General features: G+C 62.7%; 19 protein-coding genes. 17 read left to right on the plus strand and 2 right to left on the minus strand.

Translation table 11 applies throughout. The features are described from left to right. The first annotated feature begins 223 nt into the window (after positions 1 to 223). The 10 genes from gyrA to C2L64_RS04150 all read left to right on the plus strand — a co-directional run bounded on the left by gyrA (position 224) and on the right by C2L64_RS04150 (position 12,505). Positions 224 to 2,851, plus strand: coding sequence for a DNA gyrase subunit A (gene gyrA, locus C2L64_RS04105; protein WP_007576433.1), 2,628 nt, complete (start codon positions 224 to 226; stop codon positions 2,849 to 2,851). Positions 2,852 to 2,967: 116 nt separating this feature from the next. Further along, entirely contained in the window at positions 2,968 to 3,573 is a 606-nt protein-coding gene (locus C2L64_RS04110; RefSeq protein ID WP_007576434.1) for a DUF2059 domain-containing protein, read from the plus strand. A 215-nt stretch (positions 3,574 to 3,788) separates the two neighbouring features. Beyond that, positions 3,789 to 4,871, plus strand: a complete 1,083-nt coding sequence (serC, locus tag C2L64_RS04115; RefSeq protein ID WP_090838123.1) for a 3-phosphoserine/phosphohydroxythreonine transaminase — start codon at positions 3,789 to 3,791, stop codon at positions 4,869 to 4,871. Between the two features lie 72 nt (positions 4,872 to 4,943). Continuing rightward, positions 4,944 to 6,026, plus strand: a complete 1,083-nt coding sequence (pheA, locus tag C2L64_RS04120; RefSeq protein WP_007576436.1) for a prephenate dehydratase — start codon at positions 4,944 to 4,946, stop codon at positions 6,024 to 6,026. Positions 6,027 to 6,095: 69 nt separating this feature from the next. Then, positions 6,096 to 7,208 (plus strand): histidinol-phosphate transaminase, encoded by a 1,113-nt coding sequence (gene hisC / locus C2L64_RS04125; RefSeq protein ID WP_090838121.1) that lies wholly within the window; start codon positions 6,096 to 6,098, stop codon positions 7,206 to 7,208. 51 nt (positions 7,209 to 7,259) lie between these two features. Next, a complete protein-coding gene (locus tag C2L64_RS04130; protein WP_103153666.1) occupies positions 7,260 to 8,222 on the plus strand; it encodes a prephenate dehydrogenase in 963 nt (320 codons plus the stop codon). Positions 8,223 to 8,240: 18 nt separating this feature from the next. After that, positions 8,241 to 9,545, plus strand: a complete 1,305-nt coding sequence (gene aroA / locus C2L64_RS04135) for a 3-phosphoshikimate 1-carboxyvinyltransferase (RefSeq protein ID WP_007576440.1) — start codon at positions 8,241 to 8,243, stop codon at positions 9,543 to 9,545. Between the two features lie 47 nt (positions 9,546 to 9,592). Then, entirely contained in the window at positions 9,593 to 10,279 is a 687-nt protein-coding gene (gene cmk / locus C2L64_RS04140; RefSeq protein WP_079484580.1) for a (d)CMP kinase, read from the plus strand. Positions 10,280 to 10,428: 149 nt separating this feature from the next. After that, positions 10,429 to 12,159, plus strand: coding sequence for a 30S ribosomal protein S1 (gene rpsA, locus C2L64_RS04145; RefSeq protein WP_007737502.1), 1,731 nt, complete (start codon positions 10,429 to 10,431; stop codon positions 12,157 to 12,159). Between the two features lie 22 nt (positions 12,160 to 12,181). Then, positions 12,182 to 12,505, plus strand: a complete 324-nt coding sequence (locus C2L64_RS04150; protein WP_007576447.1) for an integration host factor subunit beta — start codon at positions 12,182 to 12,184, stop codon at positions 12,503 to 12,505. 192 nt (positions 12,506 to 12,697) lie between these two features. On the opposite strand, the gene C2L64_RS53055 is transcribed toward C2L64_RS04150, so the two are convergent. Beyond that, on the minus strand, positions 12,698 to 12,859 hold the full coding sequence (locus C2L64_RS53055) for a hypothetical protein (RefSeq protein WP_158660485.1): 162 nt from the start codon (positions 12,857 to 12,859) through the stop codon (positions 12,698 to 12,700). A 39-nt stretch (positions 12,860 to 12,898) separates the two neighbouring features. Here C2L64_RS53055 and C2L64_RS04155 point away from each other — a divergent pair, with 39 nt between their 5' ends. The 7 genes from C2L64_RS04155 to cysM all read left to right on the plus strand — a co-directional run bounded on the left by C2L64_RS04155 (position 12,899) and on the right by cysM (position 19,595). Beyond that, positions 12,899 to 13,192 carry a LapA family protein gene (locus C2L64_RS04155; protein WP_007576449.1) on the plus strand — a complete coding sequence of 98 codons (294 nt, stop codon included), beginning with the start codon at positions 12,899 to 12,901 and terminating at the stop codon, positions 13,190 to 13,192. A gap of 54 nt (positions 13,193 to 13,246) precedes the next feature. Next, entirely contained in the window at positions 13,247 to 14,422 is a 1,176-nt protein-coding gene (gene lapB, locus C2L64_RS04160) for a lipopolysaccharide assembly protein LapB (protein WP_090838120.1), read from the plus strand. A gap of 88 nt (positions 14,423 to 14,510) precedes the next feature. Beyond that, a complete protein-coding gene (locus C2L64_RS04165; RefSeq protein WP_090838118.1) occupies positions 14,511 to 15,923 on the plus strand; it encodes a UDP-glucose dehydrogenase family protein in 1,413 nt (470 codons plus the stop codon). Further along, positions 15,880 to 16,881, plus strand: a complete 1,002-nt coding sequence (gene rfaE1 / locus C2L64_RS04170) for a D-glycero-beta-D-manno-heptose-7-phosphate kinase (protein WP_090838116.1) — start codon at positions 15,880 to 15,882, stop codon at positions 16,879 to 16,881. Before C2L64_RS04165 ends, rfaE1 begins: the two co-directional genes overlap by 44 nt. A gap of 77 nt (positions 16,882 to 16,958) precedes the next feature. Beyond that, positions 16,959 to 17,951 carry an ADP-glyceromanno-heptose 6-epimerase gene (gene rfaD, locus C2L64_RS04175; RefSeq protein ID WP_090838114.1) on the plus strand — a complete coding sequence of 331 codons (993 nt, stop codon included), beginning with the start codon at positions 16,959 to 16,961 and terminating at the stop codon, positions 17,949 to 17,951. A 76-nt stretch (positions 17,952 to 18,027) separates the two neighbouring features. Beyond that, complete coding sequence (locus C2L64_RS04180) at positions 18,028 to 18,396, plus strand: ComEA family DNA-binding protein (protein WP_007576458.1); 369 nt, start codon at positions 18,028 to 18,030, stop codon at positions 18,394 to 18,396. Positions 18,397 to 18,692: 296 nt separating this feature from the next. Then, positions 18,693 to 19,595: a cysteine synthase CysM gene (gene cysM / locus C2L64_RS04185; RefSeq protein WP_079484598.1), complete on the plus strand. Its 903-nt coding sequence runs from the start codon at positions 18,693 to 18,695 to the stop codon at positions 19,593 to 19,595. Positions 19,596 to 19,680: 85 nt separating this feature from the next. Here the strand turns inward: cysM and mltB are convergent, their stop codons facing one another. Continuing rightward, complete coding sequence (mltB, locus tag C2L64_RS04190; RefSeq protein WP_090838112.1) at positions 19,681 to 20,889, minus strand: lytic murein transglycosylase B; 1,209 nt, start codon at positions 20,887 to 20,889, stop codon at positions 19,681 to 19,683. Between the last annotated feature and the right edge of the window lie 74 nt (positions 20,890 to 20,963).

The raw sequence follows: 20,963 nt of genomic DNA on the forward strand, positions 1-20,963 counted from the left end.
TGACAGGGAGCATTTTCCGGGCCCGGTCACCACGCTCGCGAGGCGCTTCCAGGTGCCGTTTTCGCGCGTCCCACTAATAGGTATACGCATGTCGCCGGGAGCGGATGCGGCGCATGGTAGAATCGCGTGATGCGCTGCGCTCGCAGATGCATAGGGGTAGGCCCAAGCGGTGAGGTGAAGAACGCGTTTCCCTCATCGTCTTCGCGCGTAAACGATACGGACAATGGATCAATTCGCCAAAGAGACTCTACCAATCTCCCTAGAGGAGGAAATGCGCCGCTCGTATATCGAGTACGCGATGAGCGTGATTGTAGGGCGCGCGCTTCCCGATGTCCGCGATGGTCTGAAGCCGGTTCACCGGCGCGTGCTGTACGCCATGCACGAACTGAACAACGACTGGAACCGGGCGTACAAGAAATCGGCGCGTATCGTCGGCGATGTGATCGGTAAGTACCATCCGCACGGCGACTCGGCTGTATACGACACGATTGTCCGCATGGCGCAGAACTTTTCGCTGCGCTACATGCTCGTCGACGGACAAGGCAATTTCGGGTCAGTCGACGGCGACAACGCCGCGGCGATGCGTTACACCGAAATCCGCATGGCGAAGATCGGCCACGAACTGCTCGCCGACATCGACAAGGAAACGGTCGACTTCCAGCCGAACTACGACGGCAGCGAAAACGAGCCGACCATTCTGCCCGCGCGCATCCCGAACCTGCTGATCAACGGCTCGTCGGGCATTGCTGTCGGCATGGCGACGAACATTCCGCCGCACAATCTGACCGAAATCGTCGACGCCTGCCATCACCTGCTGAAGAATCCGGAAGCAACGATCGACGAGCTGATCGAGATCGTGCCGGCGCCGGACTTCCCGACGGCGGGCATCATCTACGGCGTCGCCGGCGTGCGCGACGGTTACCGCACGGGGCGCGGGCGGGTCGTGATGCGCGCGACCACGCACTTCGAAGAGATCGATCGCGGCCAGCGCATGGCGATCATCGTCGACGAACTGCCGTATCAGGTGAACAAGCGTTCGCTGCTCGAGCGGATCGCCGAGCTGGTGAATGAGAAAAAGCTGGAAGGCATCTCGGACATTCGCGACGAATCCGACAAGAGCGGCATGCGCGTTGTGATCGAACTGAAGCGCGGCGAAGTGCCTGAGGTCATTCTCAACAATCTGTACAAGGCGACGCAGCTCCAGGACACGTTCGGCATGAACATGGTCGCGCTGGTCGACGGCCAGCCGAAGCTGCTGAACCTGAAGGAAATGCTGTCGCATTTCCTGTCGCACCGTCGCGAAGTGTTGACGCGGCGCACTGTATACGAGCTGCGCAAAGCGCGCGAGCGCGGTCACGTGCTCGAAGGCCTCGCTGTCGCGCTTGCCAACATCGACGATTTCATCGCGATCATCAAGGCCGCGCCGACGCCGCCCATCGCGAAGCAGGAGTTGATGGACCGCCCGTGGGATTCGTCGATCGTGCGCGAAATGCTGCAGCGCGCCGAGACGGACAATGCTTCGTCGGGGGGCCGCAGCGCGTACCGTCCGGAAGGTCTGAATCCGGCGTACGGCATGCAGGTCGACGGGCTCTACCGTCTGTCGGACACGCAGGCGCAGGAAATTCTGCAGATGCGGCTGCAACGCCTGACGGGCCTCGAGCAGGACAAGATCCTCAGCGAGTACCGTGACGTCATGGCGCAGATCGCCGATTTGCTGGATATCCTCGCGCGCCCCGAGCGCATAACTTCGATCATCTTCGACGAACTGGTCTCGATCAAGAGCGAATTTGGTGACGAACGCCGCTCGCGCATCGAGATGAACGCGACCGAGCTGAACACGGAAGATCTCATCACGCCGCAGGACATGGTCGTGACGATGTCGCACTCCGGTTACGTGAAATCGCAGCCGTTGTCGGAATATCGCGCCCAGAAGCGCGGAGGTCGCGGCAAGCAGGCGACGCAGATGAAGGAAGACGACTGGATCGACACGCTCTTCATCGCGAACACGCATGACCACATCCTGTGCTTCTCGAACCGCGGCCGCGTTTACTGGCTGAAGGTTTACGAAGTGCCGCAGGGCTCGCGCAATTCGCGCGGCCGTCCGATCGTCAACATGTTCCCGCTGTTGGACGGCGAGAAGATCACCGTCGTGCTGCCCGTCAAGGAATTCTCGGCGGACAAGTTCATTTTCATGGCGACGGCGCTCGGCACGGTCAAGAAGACGCCGCTCGAGGCATTCAGCCGTCCGCTGAAGAAAGGCATCATCGCGGTCGGCCTGGATGACGGTGATTACTTGATCGGCGCGGCGATCACCGACGGCGAGCACGACGTGATGCTGTTCTCGGATTCGGGCAAGGCAGTCCGCTTCGACGAGAACGACGTTCGTCCGATGGGCCGTGAAGCGCGCGGCGTGCGCGGCATGCAGCTCGAAGACGGTCAGCAGGTGATTGCGCTGCTCGTCGCAGGCGACGAACAGGAGTCGGTGCTGACGGCAACGGAAAACGGCTACGGCAAGCGCACCCCGATCACGGAGTACACGCGCCACGGCCGCGGCACAAAGGGCATGATCGCGATCCAGACGTCCGAGCGTAACGGCAAGGTGGTCGCCGCGACGCTGGTCGACGCGGAAGCGCAGATCATGCTGATCACCAATACGGGCGTGCTGATCCGCACGCGTGTGTCGGAAATTCGAGAAATGGGCCGCGCTACGCAAGGTGTTACACTCATCAGCCTTGATGAAGGCACCAAGCTTTCCGGTCTGCAGCAGGTTGCTGAAGCGGAAGCAGACGTGGACGGCGACGCCGACGCGCCTGCGGACGAAGCGGGCGGTGACGAAAGCGAAGCGTCGTGATTCGCAGCGAAGCTTCTCAAGTAATGCGTAAAGCAGCGCAGGCATGTTGAGCGCATCGGGCCGATGCGCCGCCTGCGTGGCGAAGCAGTTAGGTTAATTTCTCTTAGGGAGTAGTGATGCAAAAACGTTTCAAGCAGTTGATGGTTCTGGCCGCTTTCGTCCCGACCCTCGCGATGGCGCAAGCGCTGCAAACCCAGCAGCCGGCTCCGGCTGCTCCGGCTGCCGCTGCCCCCGTCGACCCGGCGAAGCAGGCTGCCATCAAGAATCTGCTGGACGCGATCGACGCACAGAAGCTGGTCGGCGCAATCGGCAACAGCGCGCAGATGCAGGCAAAGCAACTCGTCCCGGCCATCCTGTCGGACGCGCTGTCGGAAAACAAGACGATGACGGACAAGCAAAAGCAGGCTTCCGTCCCGTCGCTGCAGAAGAATGCTGTGCCGAAGCTGGTTGACTCGGCAGGCCAGGTCTTCGCTACGGATTCGTTCAAGCAGGATGCCATGCAAGCTCAGTACGACGCCTACGCGAAGTACTACAGCACGCAGGAAATCAACGATCTGACCGCGTTCTACAAGAGCCCGACGGGCCGCAAGTTCATCCAGGTGCAAGACCAGGTTGGCCGCGACGTCGTGAACGGTCTGATGCAGAAGTACATGCCGCAATCGATCAAGGCAACGCGCGACCAGGCTGACAAGGAAGTCGCTTCCGTCAAGCCGGCGAAGTAAGCAGCAGGTCGAACGAGGCTGAACGGCGCTCGGAGCGCCTGTCACGGGTGGCGTGAGAGGGAATGCGTTAATTCCCTTGAAACGCCGGGGTTTGGCGGGTTTCGAGCGTCAATGCGATAATGGCCGTTTGCGCTTGCGCGCAGACGGCCATTTTCTTTCAGGCGCGGTTTTCGGCTCTTTCTCATGCCGCGTGCCTGCTTCCCAGGGTTCTCACGATGCGCGTCTTCAATTTCTCCGCCGGTCCTGCGGCCATGCCCGAAGAAGTGCTGCAGCAGGCAGCCGACGAAATGCTCGATTGGCGCGGCAGCGGCATGAGCGTGATGGAAATGAGCCATCGCGGCAAAGAGTTCATGGCGATCCATGAAGAGGCGCTGACCGATCTGCGCGATTTGCTGCAGGTGCCGGCCAGTCATCAGATTCTCTTTCTGCAAGGCGGCGGGCTCGGCGAAAACGCAATCGTGCCGATGAACCTGATGGGCCGCAAGGCGCGCGCAGACTTCGTCGTGACGGGCTCCTGGTCGCAGAAGTCGTTCAAGGAAGCGCAGAAATACGGCGCGGCGCACATTGCCGCAAGCGGTGAAACGGCCGACGGTTTCACGCGCGCTCCGGCGCGCGCCGAGTGGAACCTGTCCGACGATCCCGCCTACGTGCACCTGTGCACGAACGAAACAATCCACGGGGTCGAGACCTTCGAGATTCCCGATCTCGGCGACATTCCGCTCGTCGCCGACGCGTCGTCGCACATCCTGTCGCGCCCGATGGACATCGCCAAATATGGCGTGTTGTTTGGCGGCGCGCAGAAGAACATCGGCATGGCGGGCGTGACTGTCGTGATCGTGCGCGAAGATCTCCTCGATCGTTCGATGGCCATGTGTCCGTCGGCATTCGAATGGAAGACGGTCGCGCTGAACAATTCGATGTACAACACGCCGCCCACGTACGCGATCTACATCGCTGGGCTGGTGTTCAAGTGGTTGAAGAAGCAGGGCGGGTTGACGGCGATCGAGGCACGCAACGTCGAGAAGGCGAAGCTGCTGTACGACACCATCGATTCATCGAGCTTCTATCTGAACAAGGTGGAGCGCAACGCGCGGTCGCGGATGAACGTACCGTTCTTCCTCGCCGACGAGTCGCGCAATGAAGATTTCCTGGCCGGCGCGAAAGCGCGCGGACTGGTGCAGCTGAAGGGCCACAAGTCCGTCGGCGGCATGCGGGCGTCGATTTACAACGCGGTGCCGCTCGAAGGCGTCAAAGCGCTTGTCGAGTACATGAGGGAATTCGAACAGCGCAGCGCGTGATCTTTCCGGTCGCAGCGCGCGCATCCTCTCCGAACTGGCCCTATACAGGACTCGAAGCGGTCCTTTAGAAGCATGGACGACGAACTCAATTCTCAACTCAAACCGCTGCGCGAACGCATCGACGCGATCGACGCGCAGCTCATCGCGCTGCTGAATCAGCGCGCGGCGGTCGCACTCGAAGTCGGCGAGGTCAAGAAGCACTTCAACGCGCCTGTGTTTCGTCCGGAGCGCGAGCAGCAGGTAATCGCGCGTCTGCAGGATATGAGCGCAGGCCCGCTCGCCGGCGAGCATATCAGCGCGATCTGGCGCGAAATCATGGCCGCGAGCCGCGCGCTGGAGAAGAACATCACGGCCGCGTACCTCGGGCCGGCCGGCACGTATAGCGAACAGGCGATGCACGAGTACTTTGGTCAGTCGATCGAAGGGCTGCCTTGTTCGTCGATCGACGAAGTGTTTCGCTCGGTCGAAGCGGGCGGCGCGGAATTCGGCGTCGTGCCCATCGAAAACTCGACGGAAGGCGCGGTGTCGCGCACGCTCGATCTGCTGCTGCAAACGCAACTGCTGATCGGCGGCGAACTCGCGCTGCCGATCCATCACAATCTGCTCACGCTCAACGGCGGGCTGGCCGGTGTGACGCGCGTGTGCGCGCATGCGCAGGCGCTTGCGCAGTGCCAGCGCTGGCTGGCCACGCACGCGCCGCATGTCGAGCGCCAGGCTGTGTCGAGTAACGCCGAAGCCGCACGCATGGCGGCGGAAGATCCGACCATCGCGGCCATCGCGGGCGACCGCGCGGCAACGCAATACGGTCTTCAAGTCGCTTACGCGCTGATCCAGGACGACCCGCACAACCGCACCCGCTTCGTGATGATCGGCAAGCAGCCGACGGGCGCGAGCGGCTACGACAAGACGTCGCTGATCGTGTCCGTCGCGAACGAGCCGGGCGCGATGTTCAAGCTGCTCGAACCGCTCGCCCGCCACGGCGTGTCGATGACGCGTTTCGAGTCGCGTCCGGCCCGCGTCGGCACGTGGGAGTATTACTTCTACATCGACGTCGAAGGCCATCGCGACGACGCGTCCGTTACAGCCGCGCTCGCCGATCTAGGCCAGAAAGCAGACTTCCTGAAGATTCTCGGCTCGTATCCGCGCGCCCGCTGATACGTCCGACATCGTTTCGCAACTATTTCGCAACCAATAAGCAAGTCCAGGAATTATCCGGAGATACACATGACAACGTCTTTCGGTCCGTCCTACGTTCGCGCGATCGCGCCTTATGTGGCTGGCAAGCCGATTTCGGAAGTCGCGCGCGAATTTGGGCTGGACGAAGCGCGTATCGTGAAGCTCGCGTCGAACGAGAATCCGCTCGGCATGCCGGAGTCCGCGAAAACGGCGATGGCGCAGGCGGCGAGCGAACTCGGCCGCTATCCGGACGCGAACGCCTTCGAACTGAAGGCCGCGCTTTCGGCGCAATACGACGTGCCCGCCGACTGGATCACGCTCGGCAACGGCAGCAACGACATTCTCGAACTGGCCGCGCATGCGTTTGTCGAGAAGAACCAGTCGGTCGTCTACGCGCAGTATTCGTTTGCCGTGTATGCGCTGGCGACGCAAGGCCTCGGCGCACGCGCGATCGTCGTGCCCGCCGTGGAGTACGGCCACGATCTCGACGCGATGCTCGCCGCGATCAGCGACGACACGCGCCTCGTTTTCGTCGCGAACCCGAACAATCCGACGGGCACGTTCATCGACGGCGCGACGATCGAGGCGTTCCTGTCGAAGGTGCCGCGCCACGTTGCCGTGGTGCTCGACGAGGCGTACACGGAATATCTGGGCGCGGACAAGCGCTATGACTCGATCGCGTGGGTGCGCCGCTATCCGAACCTGCTGGTGTCGCGCACGTTCTCGAAGGCGTTCGGCCTCGCGGGTCTGCGTGTCGGCTTTGCCATCGCGCAGCCGGAACTGACCGATCTGATGAACCGTCTGCGTCAGCCGTTCAATGTGAACACGCTCGCGCAAGCGGCCGCGATCGCCGCGCTGAACGACAAGCCGTTCCTGCAAAAGAGCGCCGAGCTGAATGCGCAGGGCTATCTCCGTCTGACGCAAGCGTTCGACAAGCTCGGTCTCGAATACGTGCCGTCGCACGGCAACTTCGTGCTGGTGCGCGTCGGTAACGACGACGGCGCGGGTAATCGCGTGAATCTCGAATTGCTGAAGCAGGGCGTGATCGTGCGGCCGGTGGGCAGCTATGGCCTGCCGCAATGGCTGCGCGTGACGATCGGCCTGCCGGAAGAAAACGAGGCGTTCATTGCGGCGCTCGAAAAGACGCTGGCGACGGCCTGAGCGTATCAATGTAATCCACGCGCCTCGAAAGCAGCGAGGCGCGTTTTTTCTGTGACTGACGTGGCAGCGTTCTCTTTCGACAAACTGGTGATTTTCGGCGTCGGGCTGATCGGCGGATCGCTTGCGCGCGCGCTGCGCGAACGCGGCGACGTGGGCGGCGAGCGGCGGGTGATTGGCGTGGGACGGTCGGCTGCATCGACGGAGCGCGCGCTCGAACTGGGCGTGATCGACGCGAGCGCCTCGCTCGCCGACGACGACGCGCTGCGGACCGCGCTGAAAGGCGCCGACGTCGTGCTGCTCGCCGCGCCCGTCGCGCAGACGCAGCCTCTGCTGGAACGCATTGCGCCGTTTCTTGACCCGTCGACGATCGTCACCGACGCCGGCAGCACGAAGTCGGACGTCGTCGCGGCTGCGCGCGCGGCGCTGGGCGAGCGCATCGGCCAGTTCGTGCCCGGTCATCCGATTGCGGGCCGCGAATCGAGCGGCGTCGACGCCGCGTTGCCCGACCTGTACGTGAACCGCAACGTCGTGCTGTGCGCGTTGCCGGAGAACACGCGGGCTTGCGTCGACCGTATTGCCGCGATGTGGCGCGCCACGGGCGCCAGCGTGCACGCGATGTCGCCGGATCAGCATGACCGCGTGTTCGCGTCGGTCAGCCATTTGCCGCACGTGTTGTCGTTCGCGCTGGTTGAGCAAATTCTCAATTCATCCGATGCCGCGCTCAAGTTCTCCTTCGCAGCGGGCGGGTTCCGCGACTTCACGCGCATTGCCGCGTCGAGCCCGGAAATGTGGCGCGACGTCTGCGTCGCGAACCGCGCGGCGCTGCTCGCTGAGATCGACGGCTATACGGCGGTGCTGGCGCGCCTGCGTGCCGCAATCGAAGCCGGCGATGGCGCGACGCTCGAAGCCGTGTTCGCCCGCTCGCGCGCGGCGCGCAGCGAATGGCAGGAACGTGCCACGCCTACGCAAAAAGCGTCGCCCGAACGCTCCGCAACCGACGACGCGTCGAAATAACTGGACACTGGAATTCACATGGAACATCTCGATCTCGGACCCTTTTCCCGCGCGTCCGGCACCGTCCGTCTGCCCGGCTCGAAGAGCATCTCGAACCGTGTGCTGCTGCTCGCGGCCTTGTCCGAGGGCGAGACGACGATTACCAATCTGCTCGATTCCGACGACACCCGCGTGATGCTCGACGCGCTCGAAAAGCTCGGCGTGAAGGTCAAGCGCGACGGCGACACCTGCGTCGTGACGGGCACGCGTGGCGCGCTCCCCGCGGCGCGCGCGGATCTGTTCCTCGGCAACGCGGGCACGGCGGTGCGGCCGCTGACGGCAGCGCTTGCCGTGAACGGCGGCGACTACCGGATTCACGGCGTGCCGCGCATGCACGAGCGGCCGATCGGCGATCTGGTCGACGGGCTGCGGCAGATCGGCGCGAAGATCGATTACGAAGAGAACGAAGGCTTTCCGCCGCTGCGCATCCGTCCGGCGCAGATTTCCGTCGATGCGCCCATCCGTGTGCGCGGCGATGTGTCGAGCCAGTTCCTGACGGCGCTCCTGATGACCCTGCCGCTCGTGAAAACGGAAAGCGGCGAGACGATCGTCGAAGTAGCGGGCGAGCTCATTTCGAAGCCGTATATCGAGATCACGATCGCGCTGATGGCGCGCTTCGGTATCAAGGTCGAGCGGCTCGGCTGGGAGCGCTTCACGATTCCGAACGGCGTGCGTTACCAGTCGCCGGGCAAGATCATGGTCGAAGGCGACGCGTCGTCGGCCTCGTATTTCCTCGCGGCGGGCGCGCTGGGCGGCGGACCGCTGCGCGTCGAAGGCGTGGGGCGCGCGAGCATCCAGGGCGACGTCGGTTTCGCGACGGCGCTGATGAAGATGGGCGCGAACGTCACGATGGGCGATGACTGGATCGAAGTGCGCGGCGTCGGCAACGACCACGGCAAGCTCGACCCCATCGATATGGACTTCAACCTGATTCCCGACGCGGCAATGACGATCGCCGTCGCCGCGCTGTTCGCCGACGGCACGTCGACGCTGCGCAACATCGCGAGCTGGCGGGTGAAGGAAACCGACCGCATCGCCGCGATGGCGACCGAGCTACGCAAAGTGGGAGCGAAGGTGCAGGAGGGCGAGGATTTCCTCGTCGTTACACCGCCTGAAAAGCTGACGCCGAACGCCGCCATCGACACTTACGACGATCACCGTATGGCGATGTGCTTCTCGCTGGTGAGCCTCGGCGGCGTGCCCGTGCGGATCAACGACCCGAAATGCGTCGGCAAGACGTTCCCCGATTATTTCGAGCGCTTCCTTGCGCTCGCCCAACCCTGACCCGTCTTGACAACATTCGCTGCCTGTTCCGACGGGCGACTTTCTCGATGAAACCGACCCGTCCCTTTCACCAGACGCCCGTCATCACGATCGACGGCCCGACCGCATCCGGCAAAGGCACCGTGGCCGCCGTGGTGGCCGCCGAACTCGGCTTTCACCTGCTGGATAGCGGTGCGCTGTACCGGCTCGCCGCGCTCGCCAGCGTGCGCTACAACATCGCCGCCGACGACTCCGACGCTCTTGCAAGCCTGATCGGCGAGCTCCATATCACCTTCCGCGAGGGCATTGCGCAGCTGGACGGCGTCGACGTATCGACTGACATCCGCGCCGAGAAAGTCGGCAACCGGGCGTCGGCAATCGCCGTTCATGCGCCCGTTAGAGCCGCTCTGGTGGCCCGTCAGCGGGCCTTTCGCAAGCAGCCGGGGCTCGTCGCGGACGGTCGCGACATGGGCACGGTGATCTTCCCGGACGCCGTCCTGAAGGTGTTTTTGACGGCCAGCGTTGAGGCTCGCGCGGCCCGCCGGCATAAGCAATTGATCCAAAAAGGATTTTCTGCTAATATGGATGACTTGCTCCGGGATTTGCGTGAACGCGACGAGCGCGACAGCAAGCGTTCAGCCGCGCCGCTCAAGCCCGCAGCGGATGCACAGCTCCTCGATACTTCGGCATTATCGATCGACCAGGCGGTCGAGCAGGTGACGCAGTGGTACAAGGCGCTGGTTCCGCAAAGCTGAACGCGGAATCTCGCATCGAAGTGTTTTTTGTTGTTGTGTAGGTGCCTCGTGAGCAACACGAAGCGATTGTTTAACCCTTAACCCCGTATGGCTTTCGCTCCTTTGCCGTAGTGATGAACCGTGATGGTTCACCTGACGCTGCGAAAACCATGCAAATTCAGATTTTTATGTCCGACCTGCAAACCTCTACCCCGAATACCGAATCTTTTGCGGCTCTGTTCGAAGAGTCGCTGACCAAGCAAGACATGCGCGCTGGCGAAGTGATCTCCGCCGAAGTCGTGCGTGTCGACCACAACTTCGTGGTCGTCAACGCTGGTCTCAAGTCCGAAGCCTACATCCCGCTCGAAGAGTTCCTGAATGACGCGGGCGAGGTAGAAGTGCAGGCGGGCGACTTCGTTTCCGTCGCGATCGACGCGCTGGAAAACGGCTACGGCGACACCATCCTGTCGCGCGACAAGGCGAAGCGTCTGGCTTCGTGGCTGTCGCTGGAAAAGGCCCTCGACAACAACGAACTCGTGACGGGCACTATCACGGGCAAGGTCAAGGGCGGCATGACCGTCATGGTCAACGGCATTCGCGCATTCCTGCCGGGCTCGCTGGTCGACACGCGCCCCGTGAAGGATACGACGCCGTACGAAGGCAAGACGCTGGAATTCCGCGTCATCAAGCTGGACCGTAAGCGTAACAACGTGGTGCTGTCGCGCCGCGCTGTGATCGAAGCGACGCAAGGCGAAGAGCGCGCAAAGCTGCTCGAAACGCTGAAGGAAGGCGCGATCGTCGAAGGCGTGGTCAAGAACATCACCGACTACGGCGCGTTCGTGGACCTCGGCGGTATCGACGGCCTGCTGCACATCACCGACATCGCATGGCGTCGCGTGCGTCACCCGAGCGAAGTTCTGTCGGTTGGCCAGGAAGTCACGGCAAAGATCCTCAAGTTCGATCAAGAGAAGAACCGCGTTTCGCTCGGTATCAAGCAACTCGGCGACGATCCGTGGGAAGGCATCTCGCGCCGTTACCCGTCGGGCACGCGCCTGTTCGGTAAGGTCACCAACATCACCGACTACGGCGCATTCGTCGAAGTCGAATCGGGCATCGAAGGCCTGGTTCACGTGTCGGAAATGGACTGGACGAACAAGAACGTTGCACCGTCGAAGGTTGTTCAGCTGGGCGACGAAGTCGAAGTCATGGTTCTCGAAATCGACGAAGACCGCCGCCGTATCAGCCTCGGCATGAAGCAATGCAAGCCGAACCCGTGGGACGACTTCAGCCGCAACTTCAAGAAGGGCGACAAGCTGCAAGGCGCAATCAAGTCGATCACCGACTTCGGCGTCTTCATCGGTCTGCCTGGCGGCATCGACGGTCTGGTTCACCTGTCGGACCTGTCGTGGAGCGAAACGGGCGAAGAAGCTGTTCGCAAGTACAAGAAGGGCGACGAAGTGGAAGCGATCGTTCTCGGCATCGACGTCGAGAAGGAACGCATCTCGCTGGGTATCAAGCAGCTCGAAGGCGACCCGTTCAGCAACTTCGTTGCAATGAACGACAAGGGTTCGATCGTTGACGGCGTGGTCAAGACGGTTGACGCGAAGGGTGCAGTGGTTCAGCTGACGGCTGACGTCGAAGGCTACCTGCGCGCTTCGGAAATCGCACAAGACCGTGTGGAAGACGCTCGCAACGTGCTGAAGGAAGGCGACAAGGTCAATGCGATGATCATCAACATCGACCGCAAGTCGCGTGGCATCAACCTGTCGATCAAGGCGAAGGATTCGGCTGAGCAACAGGAAGCGATTCGTGGTCTGGCATCTGACACCAGCTCGGCAGCCAGCGGCACGACGAACCTGGGCGCGCTGCTGAAGGCCAAGCTCGACGGCCAGAACCAGTAAGCCTTAAGGGGTCTGCTGCAGTATGACCAAATCAGAATTGGTCGCCCAGCTGGCTACGCGATTTCCGCAACTTGTCCTCAAGGATGCGGATTTCGCGGTGAAGACGATGCTCGATGCGATGTCGGACGCTCTGGCGAACGGCCATCGCATCGAAATTCGCGGCTTCGGCAGCTTTGGCCTGAATCGCCGTCCATCCCGCGTCGGGCGCAACCCGAAGTCGGGCGAGAAAGTGTTGGTGCCTGAGAAGTACGTGCCGCATTTCAAGCCTGGCAAGGAGTTGCGCGAGCGCGTCGATCGTCGTGCGGGCGAGCCGTTGAAAGCCGAATCCGCGGACGACGATCTTTAAGCCGGCTCTGTGTTGTATTCGCAGTTCAGGTTGAAGCTCGCCGTGGCTACGTCAGTCAGACGGCATTGACCAGAAAAAGCGCCTTAGGGCGCTTTTTTTTCGTCCGTTGCCAGGACGCTGCTCGTCGTCATCGAGCGTACGAGGACATGGTTGACCGGTCTCCCGTCCGCGCGGGGAGCCTTGTGCGTTCTATCAACGCTCAAGGCAGCAACCCGTCGATTGCGCACCATTTTTCAAGCCGATAAACGACAGTAAGGCATCGTGATCCGCACGGCTGTGCCAGTCGACATAGGCTTCATTTACAATACGGGTCACTTCGGCGCGGGCAAACACCGTGGCGCGACGCGTCATCAAGCCGGCGTCATCCCGCAACCGCCGTCAAGAGATCAATACATGAAATTTATCGTCTGGCTGATTCGCGTGCTGGTGTTCGTGCTGCTGCTGGTGCTTGCACTGTCCAATACGCAAAGCGCTACGCTGAATTTCCTCGCCGGGTATTCGTGGCAGGCGCCGTTGATTCTGATCGGCCTCGCGTTCTTCGTCGTGGGCCTGCTGGCCGGTCTGGTGTCGTCGCTGCCGGCGATGTTCCGGCTGCGGATGGAAAACGGCCGGCTCAAGCGCGAACTGCGCGTAGCGCGCGAAACGCCCGCTGTCGTCGAAGAGCCGCCTATGCCGCCGCTCATCTAGCCCTTTCACGCCGCGCGCCACTCGCGCGGCCTCTTTCGCACTCCGCACATTCGCATGGATCTAGACCTCTGGTGGCTGCTCGTCATACCCGTCGCGTTCGCGTTCGGCTGGGTGGCCGCGCGTTATGACCTCAAGGCGCTGTTGTCCGAAAGCTCTAACCTGCCGCGTTCGTATTTTCGCGGACTAAACTTTCTGTTGAACGAGCAGCCGGACCAGGCCATCGACGCCTTCATCGAAGTCGTCAAGCTCGATCCGGAAACGATTGAACTGCACTTCGCGCTCGGCAACCTGTTCCGCCGCCGCGGTGAAACGGATCGCGCGATCCGCGTGCATCAGAACCTGCTGAGCCGCGCGGACTTGCCCGTCAACGAGCGCGATCACGCGCTGTACGAACTCGGGCAGGACTTCCTGAAGGCGGGCCTGCTGGACCGCGCGGAAGAGACGTTCAAGGCGCTGCAATCGGGCGATTACGCACTTGGCGCGCAGCGCTCGCTGCTCACGATCTATCAGATCGAGAAGGACTGGAACAAGTCGATCGACACCGCGCGCCGGCTCGAAACGATGGGCGCTGCGTCGCTCGATAAGGAAATCGGCCACTTCCATTGCGAACTCGCGCAGGAAGCGCTGCAGCAGAAAAAGCCGGACGAAGCCCGCTGTCAGCTGGATCTCGCATTGAAGGCGTATCCGCAGAACGTGCGCGCGACGATCCTGTTCGGCGACGTCGACGCGGCGGCTGGCGAGCACGAAAAGGCGATCGCGCAGTGGCTGCACGTGGAGCAACAGAATGCGGCGTATCTGCCGCTCGTCGCTGAAAAGCTGATGAAGGCCTACGAAGCGCTTGGCCGTCAGGAAGACGGCGCCGACCTGCTGACGTCGTGGGTGGACCGTTATCCGTCGAACGATCTGCTCGACGTCGCGTATCAGCACGTGTCGGCGCTGCGCGGTCCCGAAGCGGCGCACGCGCTCGCGCGCACGCAGATGCAGAAGTCACCGAATCTCGCTGGCATGACGCGCCTGCTCGAAGCGCAGCAGGCGGTGGCCGAAGAGCCGCGCCGCAGCGAACTGGAGCTGATGCGCACGCTGATCCGTCAGCGCACCAAGAATCTGCCACGGTACACGTGCCAGAACTGTGGCTTCCGGGCGCGGCTGTTCTATTGGCAGTGTCCTGGCTGCAGCGGCTGGGAAAGCTATGCGCCGCGCCGCGTCGAGCCGATCACGGCGTCGAGCTGATGTCAGGCGCGCATGAACGCAGGCGGCAAGGCCGTCACGCAGCATCGAAACGCCGAACATTGAACCGGCACCATCTACCGGGAAGCGTATGAAAATCACCATTATCGGCACGGGTTACGTAGGTCTCGTCACGGGCGCGTGTCTTGCCGAAGTCGGCAACGACGTTTTCTGTCTGGACGTCGATCCACGCAAGATCGACATTCTCAACAACGGCGGCATGCCGATTCACGAACCGGGTCTGCGGGAGATCATCGCGCGCTCGCGCGCAGCGGGGCGCATCACGTTTTCGACCGATGTCGAAGCGAGCGTCGCGCACGGCGAGATCCAGTTCATCGCCGTGGGCACGCCGCCCGACGAAGACGGCTCCGCTGACCTCCAATACGTGCTCGAAGCGGCACGCAACATCGGCCGCACGATGAACGGCTTCAAGGTGATCGTCGACAAATCGACGGTGCCCGTCGGCACCGCGCAGCGCGTGCGCGCAGTGATCGCGGAAGAACTGGGGAAGCGCGGTCTGGCGGATAGCGCGCAGCATCGCTTTTCGATCGTGTCGAATCCGGAGTTCCTGAAGGAAGGCGCAGCTGTCGACGACTTCATGCGTCCTGATCGCATCGTCGTCGGTGTCGACAATGACGAAGACGGCGACAAGGCGCGCGAGAAGATCCGCCGCCTGTACGCGCCGTTCAACCGCAATCACGAACGCACGCTTTACATGGACGTGCGCTCCGCCGAATTCACGAAATACGCGGCCAACGCGATGCTCGCCACGCGGATCTCGTTCATGAACGAGATGGCGAATCTGGCCGACAAGGTCGGCGCGGACATCGAAGCAGTGCGCCGCGGCATCGGCTCGGATCCGCGCATCGGCTATCACTTCCTTTACGCGGGCGTCGGTTACGGCGGCTCGTGTTTCCCGAAGGACGTGCAGGCGCTGATCCGCACGGGCAGTGAGATGGGCCACAACCTGCGCATTCTCGAAGCCGTCGAAGAGGTGAACCACGAGCAGAAGGAAGTGCTGGTGCGCAAGATCACGGACACGCTCGGCGACGATCTCAGCAGCCGCACGTTCGCCGTGTGGGGCCTGTCGTTCAAGCCGAATACCGACGACATGCGCGAGGCGCCCAGCCGCCGCGTGATCGCGCAACTGCTCGCGCGCGGCGCGACGGTGCGCGCGTACGATCCCGTCGCGACATCGGAGGCAAAGCGCGTTTTCGCACTCGATCTGGCCGGCACACCCGACCAGCAAGCACGCCTGCATTTCGCGAACACGCAGGACGAGACGCTTGCGGGCGCAGATGCGCTCGTCATCGTGACTGAATGGAAGGAATTCAAGAGCCCGGATTTCACGCACTTGAAGTCCGAGCTCAAGACGCCGTTGATTTTCGACGGCCGCAATCTGTATGAACCCGAGGCGATGTCCGAACTCGGCATCGACTATCACTCGATTGGACGTCCGTATGCACGACCCGCTGAACATTCATCCGACTCCGACCGTACCTGAAGGCGCGACGCTGGCGCCCGAAGTGGGCATCATCGCGCGCGAACGGCTGGCGGCGGCCCGTGTGCTGGTCGTCGGCGACGTGATGCTGGACCGTTACTGGTTCGGCGACGTCAATCGTATTTCGCCGGAAGCGCCCGTGCCTGTGGTGCTGGTGCAAAAGCAGGAAGACCGGCTGGGCGGCGCGGCGAACGTCGCGCGCAACGCGGCGGCGCTCGGTGCGCAGGCGGGCCTGCTGTGCGTGGTCGGCCATGACGAGCCGGGCGAGCGCGTCGTGCAACTGCTCGGCGATAGCGGTGTCGCGCCGTATCTCGAGCGCGACCCCGAACTGCCGACGACGATCAAGCTGCGCGTGCTGTCGCGTCAGCAGCAGCTGTTGCGCGTCGACTTTGAGAAGGCGCCCGCGCACGAAGCGCTGCTCGCCGGCCTCGCTCGCTACGACGCGTTGTTGCCGATCCACGACGTGATCCTGATGTCGGACTACGCGAAAGGCGGTCTCACGCACGTCACGCAGATGATCGCGAAGGCGCGCGCGGCGGGCAAGCAGGTGCTGGTCGATCCGAAGGGCGACGACTGGGAGCGCTATCGCGGCGCGACGCTGATCACGCCGAACCGCGCGGAGTTGCGCGAAGTGGTCGGGCAGTGGAAATCCGAAGCCGATCTGCTCGCCCGCGTGACGAAGCTGCGCACCGAGCTCGAGTTGACGGCGCTGCTGCTCACGCGCTCGGAAGAGGGCATGACGCTCTTCTCCGACGAAGGCGTCTTGCACGCGGCGGCTGTAGCTCGCGAAGTGTATGATGTGTCCGGCGCAGGCGACACCGTGATCGCGACGCTCGCCGTGATGCTCGGCGCGGGCCTGCCGCTCGACGAAGCCGTGTCGCTCGCGAATCGCGCAGCGGGAATCGTGGTCGCCAAGCTCGGCACGGCCACCGTCGACTACGACGAACTCTTTCATCATTGATGCCGCGCGCGCCAGCTTGATCGCGCGGCGCGCGGTTCATCTCCGCATCCGTTGACTCTCTTCACTGCAGGACGATCATGACACTCATCGTCACCGGCGCGGCTGGTTTTATCGGCAGCAATATCGTCAAGGCGCTCAACGAGCGCGGCGAAGACCGCATCATCGCCGTCGACAATCTGACGCGCGCCGACAAATTCAAGAATCTCGTCGACTGCGAAATCGACGACTATCTCGACAAGACCGAATTCGTCGAGCGCTTTGCGCGCGGCGACTTCGGCAAGGTGCGTGCGATTTTCCACGAAGGCGCCTGTTCGGACACGATGGAAACCGACGGCCGCTACATGATGGACAACAACTTCCGCTATAGCCGTGCGGTGCTCGATGCGTGTCTCGCGCAAGGCGTGCAGTTTCTGTATGCGTCGTCGGCGGCGACGTATGGCGGATCGACGCGCTTCGTCGAAGAGCGCGAAGTCGAAGCGCCGCTCAACGTGTACGGCTACTCGAAGTTCCTGTTCGACCAGGTGATCCGGCGCGTGCTGCCCACGGCGAAAAGCCAGATCGCGGGCTTTCGCTACTTCAACGTGTACGGACAGCGCGAGGCGCACAAAGGGCGCATGGCGTCCGTCGCGTTCCACAACTTCAACCAGTTCCGCGCCGAAGGCAAAGTCAAGCTGTTCGGCGAGTACAACGGCTACGCAGCGGGCGAGCAGACGCGCGATTTCGTATCCGTCGAAGACGTGGCGAAGGTCAACCTGTATTTCTTCGATCATCCGGAGAAGTCGGGCATCTTCAATCTGGGCAGCGGACGCGCGCAGCCGTTCAACGATATCGCGTCGACGGTCGTCAACACGCTGCGCGTGCTCGACGGCGAGGTCGCGTTGTCGTTGCCGGAGTTGGTGCAGCGTGGGCTGATCGAGTACGTGCCGTTCCCCGACGCACTGCGCGGCAAGTATCAGTGCTTCACGCAGGCTGACCAGACGAAGCTGCGCGCAGCGGGCTACGACGCGCCGTTCCTGACCGTGCAGGAAGGCGTCGACCGTTACGTGCGTTGGCTATTCGGCCAGGTGTAAATCGTTCGTACACCTCTCTACACTGGAGTCTCCCGGTTGGTGATCGTCACCGGCCGGTGTTTCAGGGAGATTCCACATGTTCAAAAAAATCCTCGTTACGGCAGCCATGCTCGCCGCTTTCGGCCAGGCGTTTGCGTCGGTCGATGTCAATTCCGCTAACGAATCCGCGCTGCGCGGCATCAAGGGCATTGGTCCCGCGAAGGCGAAGGCCATTCTCGACGAACGCGCAGCGCACGGTCCGTTCAAGGACGCTGCGGATCTCAGCAAGCGGGTCAAGGGTCTCGGCGGTCATACCGTCGAGCGTCTGCAGGCCGAGGGCCTCGCTGTCGGCACGTCGGGCGCTGGTGCAACGGCTGTCGCTGCTGCTGGCGCACAGGCTGCGGCGCCGCACACGAAGGCCGCGCCCGCTGCGAAGAACGACACGGCAGTGGTGGTCAAGAAATAGCCTTTTGATCTGACCGTATGAAACGGGCGCCTGACGCGTGTTGGGCGTTCGTCTTGCGCTTCGGCGTTTTCCTGGCGGGGGTTGTCACAGACCTCCCTTCAGCCGTCATTCAGATGACTGGCTCCCGCGGCAGATCCAGCCTGCCGCGGTTTTTTGCGCTTCTCCCGGCGCGTTGCGCAATGGAAAACTGGCGCTGACGCATCCATGCGCGCATCAGGGGCTGCCGGCAGTGGTGCGCCCGGTAGTTTAGAATCGACGGATTCAAGACTTCGCGCACCGTCACAGCACGCACCGATATGGCTTACAAAACGATTGAAGACACGATCGGCAATACGCCCCTCATCCAGCTCGTCCGCCTTGTGGACGACGATATCCGCGGCCGCAACAACGTCGTGCTCGGCAAGCTGGAGGGCAACAATCCGGCGGGTTCGGTGAAGGACCGCCCGGCGCTTTCGATGATCAAGAAAGCGGAACAGCGCGGACGCATCAAACCGGGCGACACGCTGGTCGAAGCGACGAGCGGCAATACGGGCATCGCGCTCGCGATGGCGGCGGCGATCAAGGGCTACAAGATGATCCTGATCATGCCCGAGGACCTGTCGCTGGAGCGTCGTCAGAGCATGGCCGCATATGGCGCGCAGATCCTGCTGACGCCCGTCACGGGCGGCATGGAGTACGCACGCGATCTCGCCGAGCAGATGCAGCGCGAAGGCAAGGGCATCATCCTCGACCAGTTTGCCAATCCGGACAATCCGCTCGCGCATTACGAAGCGACGGGCCCCGAAATCTGGCGCGACACGGAAGGCGGCATTACGCATTTCGTATCGGCAATGGGCACGACGGGTACGATCATGGGCGTGTCGCAGTATCTGAAAGAACAGAATCCGGGAATCGAAATTATCGGCGCGCAGCCGGAAGAGGGCTCGCGCATTCCGGGCATCCGCAAATGGCCCGAAGCGTATCTGCCGAAAATTTTCGACCGCAGCCGTGTCGATCGCGTCGAGAACGTGAGCCAGGCGGCGTCGGAGGCGATGGCGCGCCGGATGGCGGCTGTCGAAGGCGTGTTCTGCGGTATTTCGTCGGCGGGCGCGTGCGAAGTGGCGCTGCGCATCGCGCGCCAGGTCGAGAACGCGACGATCGTGTTCATCGTCTGCGATCGCGGCGACCGTTATCTGTCGACGGGTGTGTTCCCCGCGTGATGCAACTCGCCGCGCGCGGCGATGTCAGCAAAAGCAAAACGCCGGCGGAAGCCGGCGTTTTCGCATGGATAGAAGACGAGCGCGGCTATTGCGACTCGGCGGGCGTCGACGCATTGCCCGCTTCCGTCGCGGCCATCTGCGCCTTCACGCGCTCGCCAAGCTGATACACGGCCAGCGCATAGAAAAAGCTGCGGTTATAGCGCGTGAGCACGTAGAAGTTCTTCAGGCCCAGCGTGTACTCCGTCGGCCGGCCCGGCGAAGGCAGATCGACCACGGTCACGGGCGTGCCCGCTTCCGTGCGCGTATCGAGGCCCGGCTCGTTCATCAGCATGCCCGCCTTCAGCAGTTGCTGCAGCGACCAGCGCGGCTCCGGCGCGCCCGTCGCGGCCGCTTGCGCGATGCCGAGGCTGCCCGTATCGGTGGCGATATTCCACACGACAGGGCGGCCCGTTTCCCAGCCATTCTTACTCAGATAGTTCGCGACGCTGCCGATCGCATCGGCCTGGCTCGTGCGCAGATCGATTCGCTTGTTGCCGTCGTAATCGACCGCGTATTGAACGATGCTGCTCGGCAGAAACTGCGGAATGCCGATCGCGCCCGTGTACGAACCGAGCACGGTGGTCGGATCGATTTGAGAATCGCGCGTCCACACCAGGTAGTCTTCGAGATTCTTGCGGAACGTCATCATCCGGTCCGCGCGATTCGGCGTGTTCGGGTAATCGAACGAGAGCGTGGTCAGCGCGTCGAGCACGCGGAAGTTGCCCATGTAGCGCCCATAGATCGTCTCGACACCAATAATGCCGACGATCACTTCGGGCGGCACGCCATATTGCTCATACGCGCGTTGCAGCGTCGCCTGGTTCGCGCGCCAGAATTTCACGCCCGCGTTGATGCGCACCGGGTCGAGAAAGCGCCCCTGATACACGCGCCAGTTCTTGATCGACGGTGTTGGCGACGGCGTCACGAGCTTCACGGCCGTTGCCGAATAGCTGACGCGCGCGAACAGCGCGTGCAGTGCCGCCGGATCGAAGCCCTGACGCGCGGCCATGTCGTTGATGAACGAATCGACATCGGCGTTGTTCGCGTAGCGCTGCGGCACGATCTCTTCTTCGAACGTCTGTCCTTGCGCCGGTTGCTCGGGCTGCGCCTGCGCGAGCTGCACGCGCGGCTTGCTGACGGTCTGCGCCGAAGCCGGGCCGACTCCCGCGAACGCGCACCATGCGATGGACAGTGCGGCGGCTACAGTCGTTGCGCGTAGCCGAAATGGTGCGGACGGAGCAAGCTTGACGGTCATGGTGAACTGGGATGTGGGCGGGCAAAAAAAGTTACGGGGCAGTATACCCGACGGGGTTCGCGAAACTGTGCAGA

It is taken from the genome of Paraburkholderia hospita (assembly GCF_002902965.1).
GTDB classification, from domain to species: Bacteria; Pseudomonadota; Gammaproteobacteria; order Burkholderiales; family Burkholderiaceae; genus Paraburkholderia; species Paraburkholderia hospita.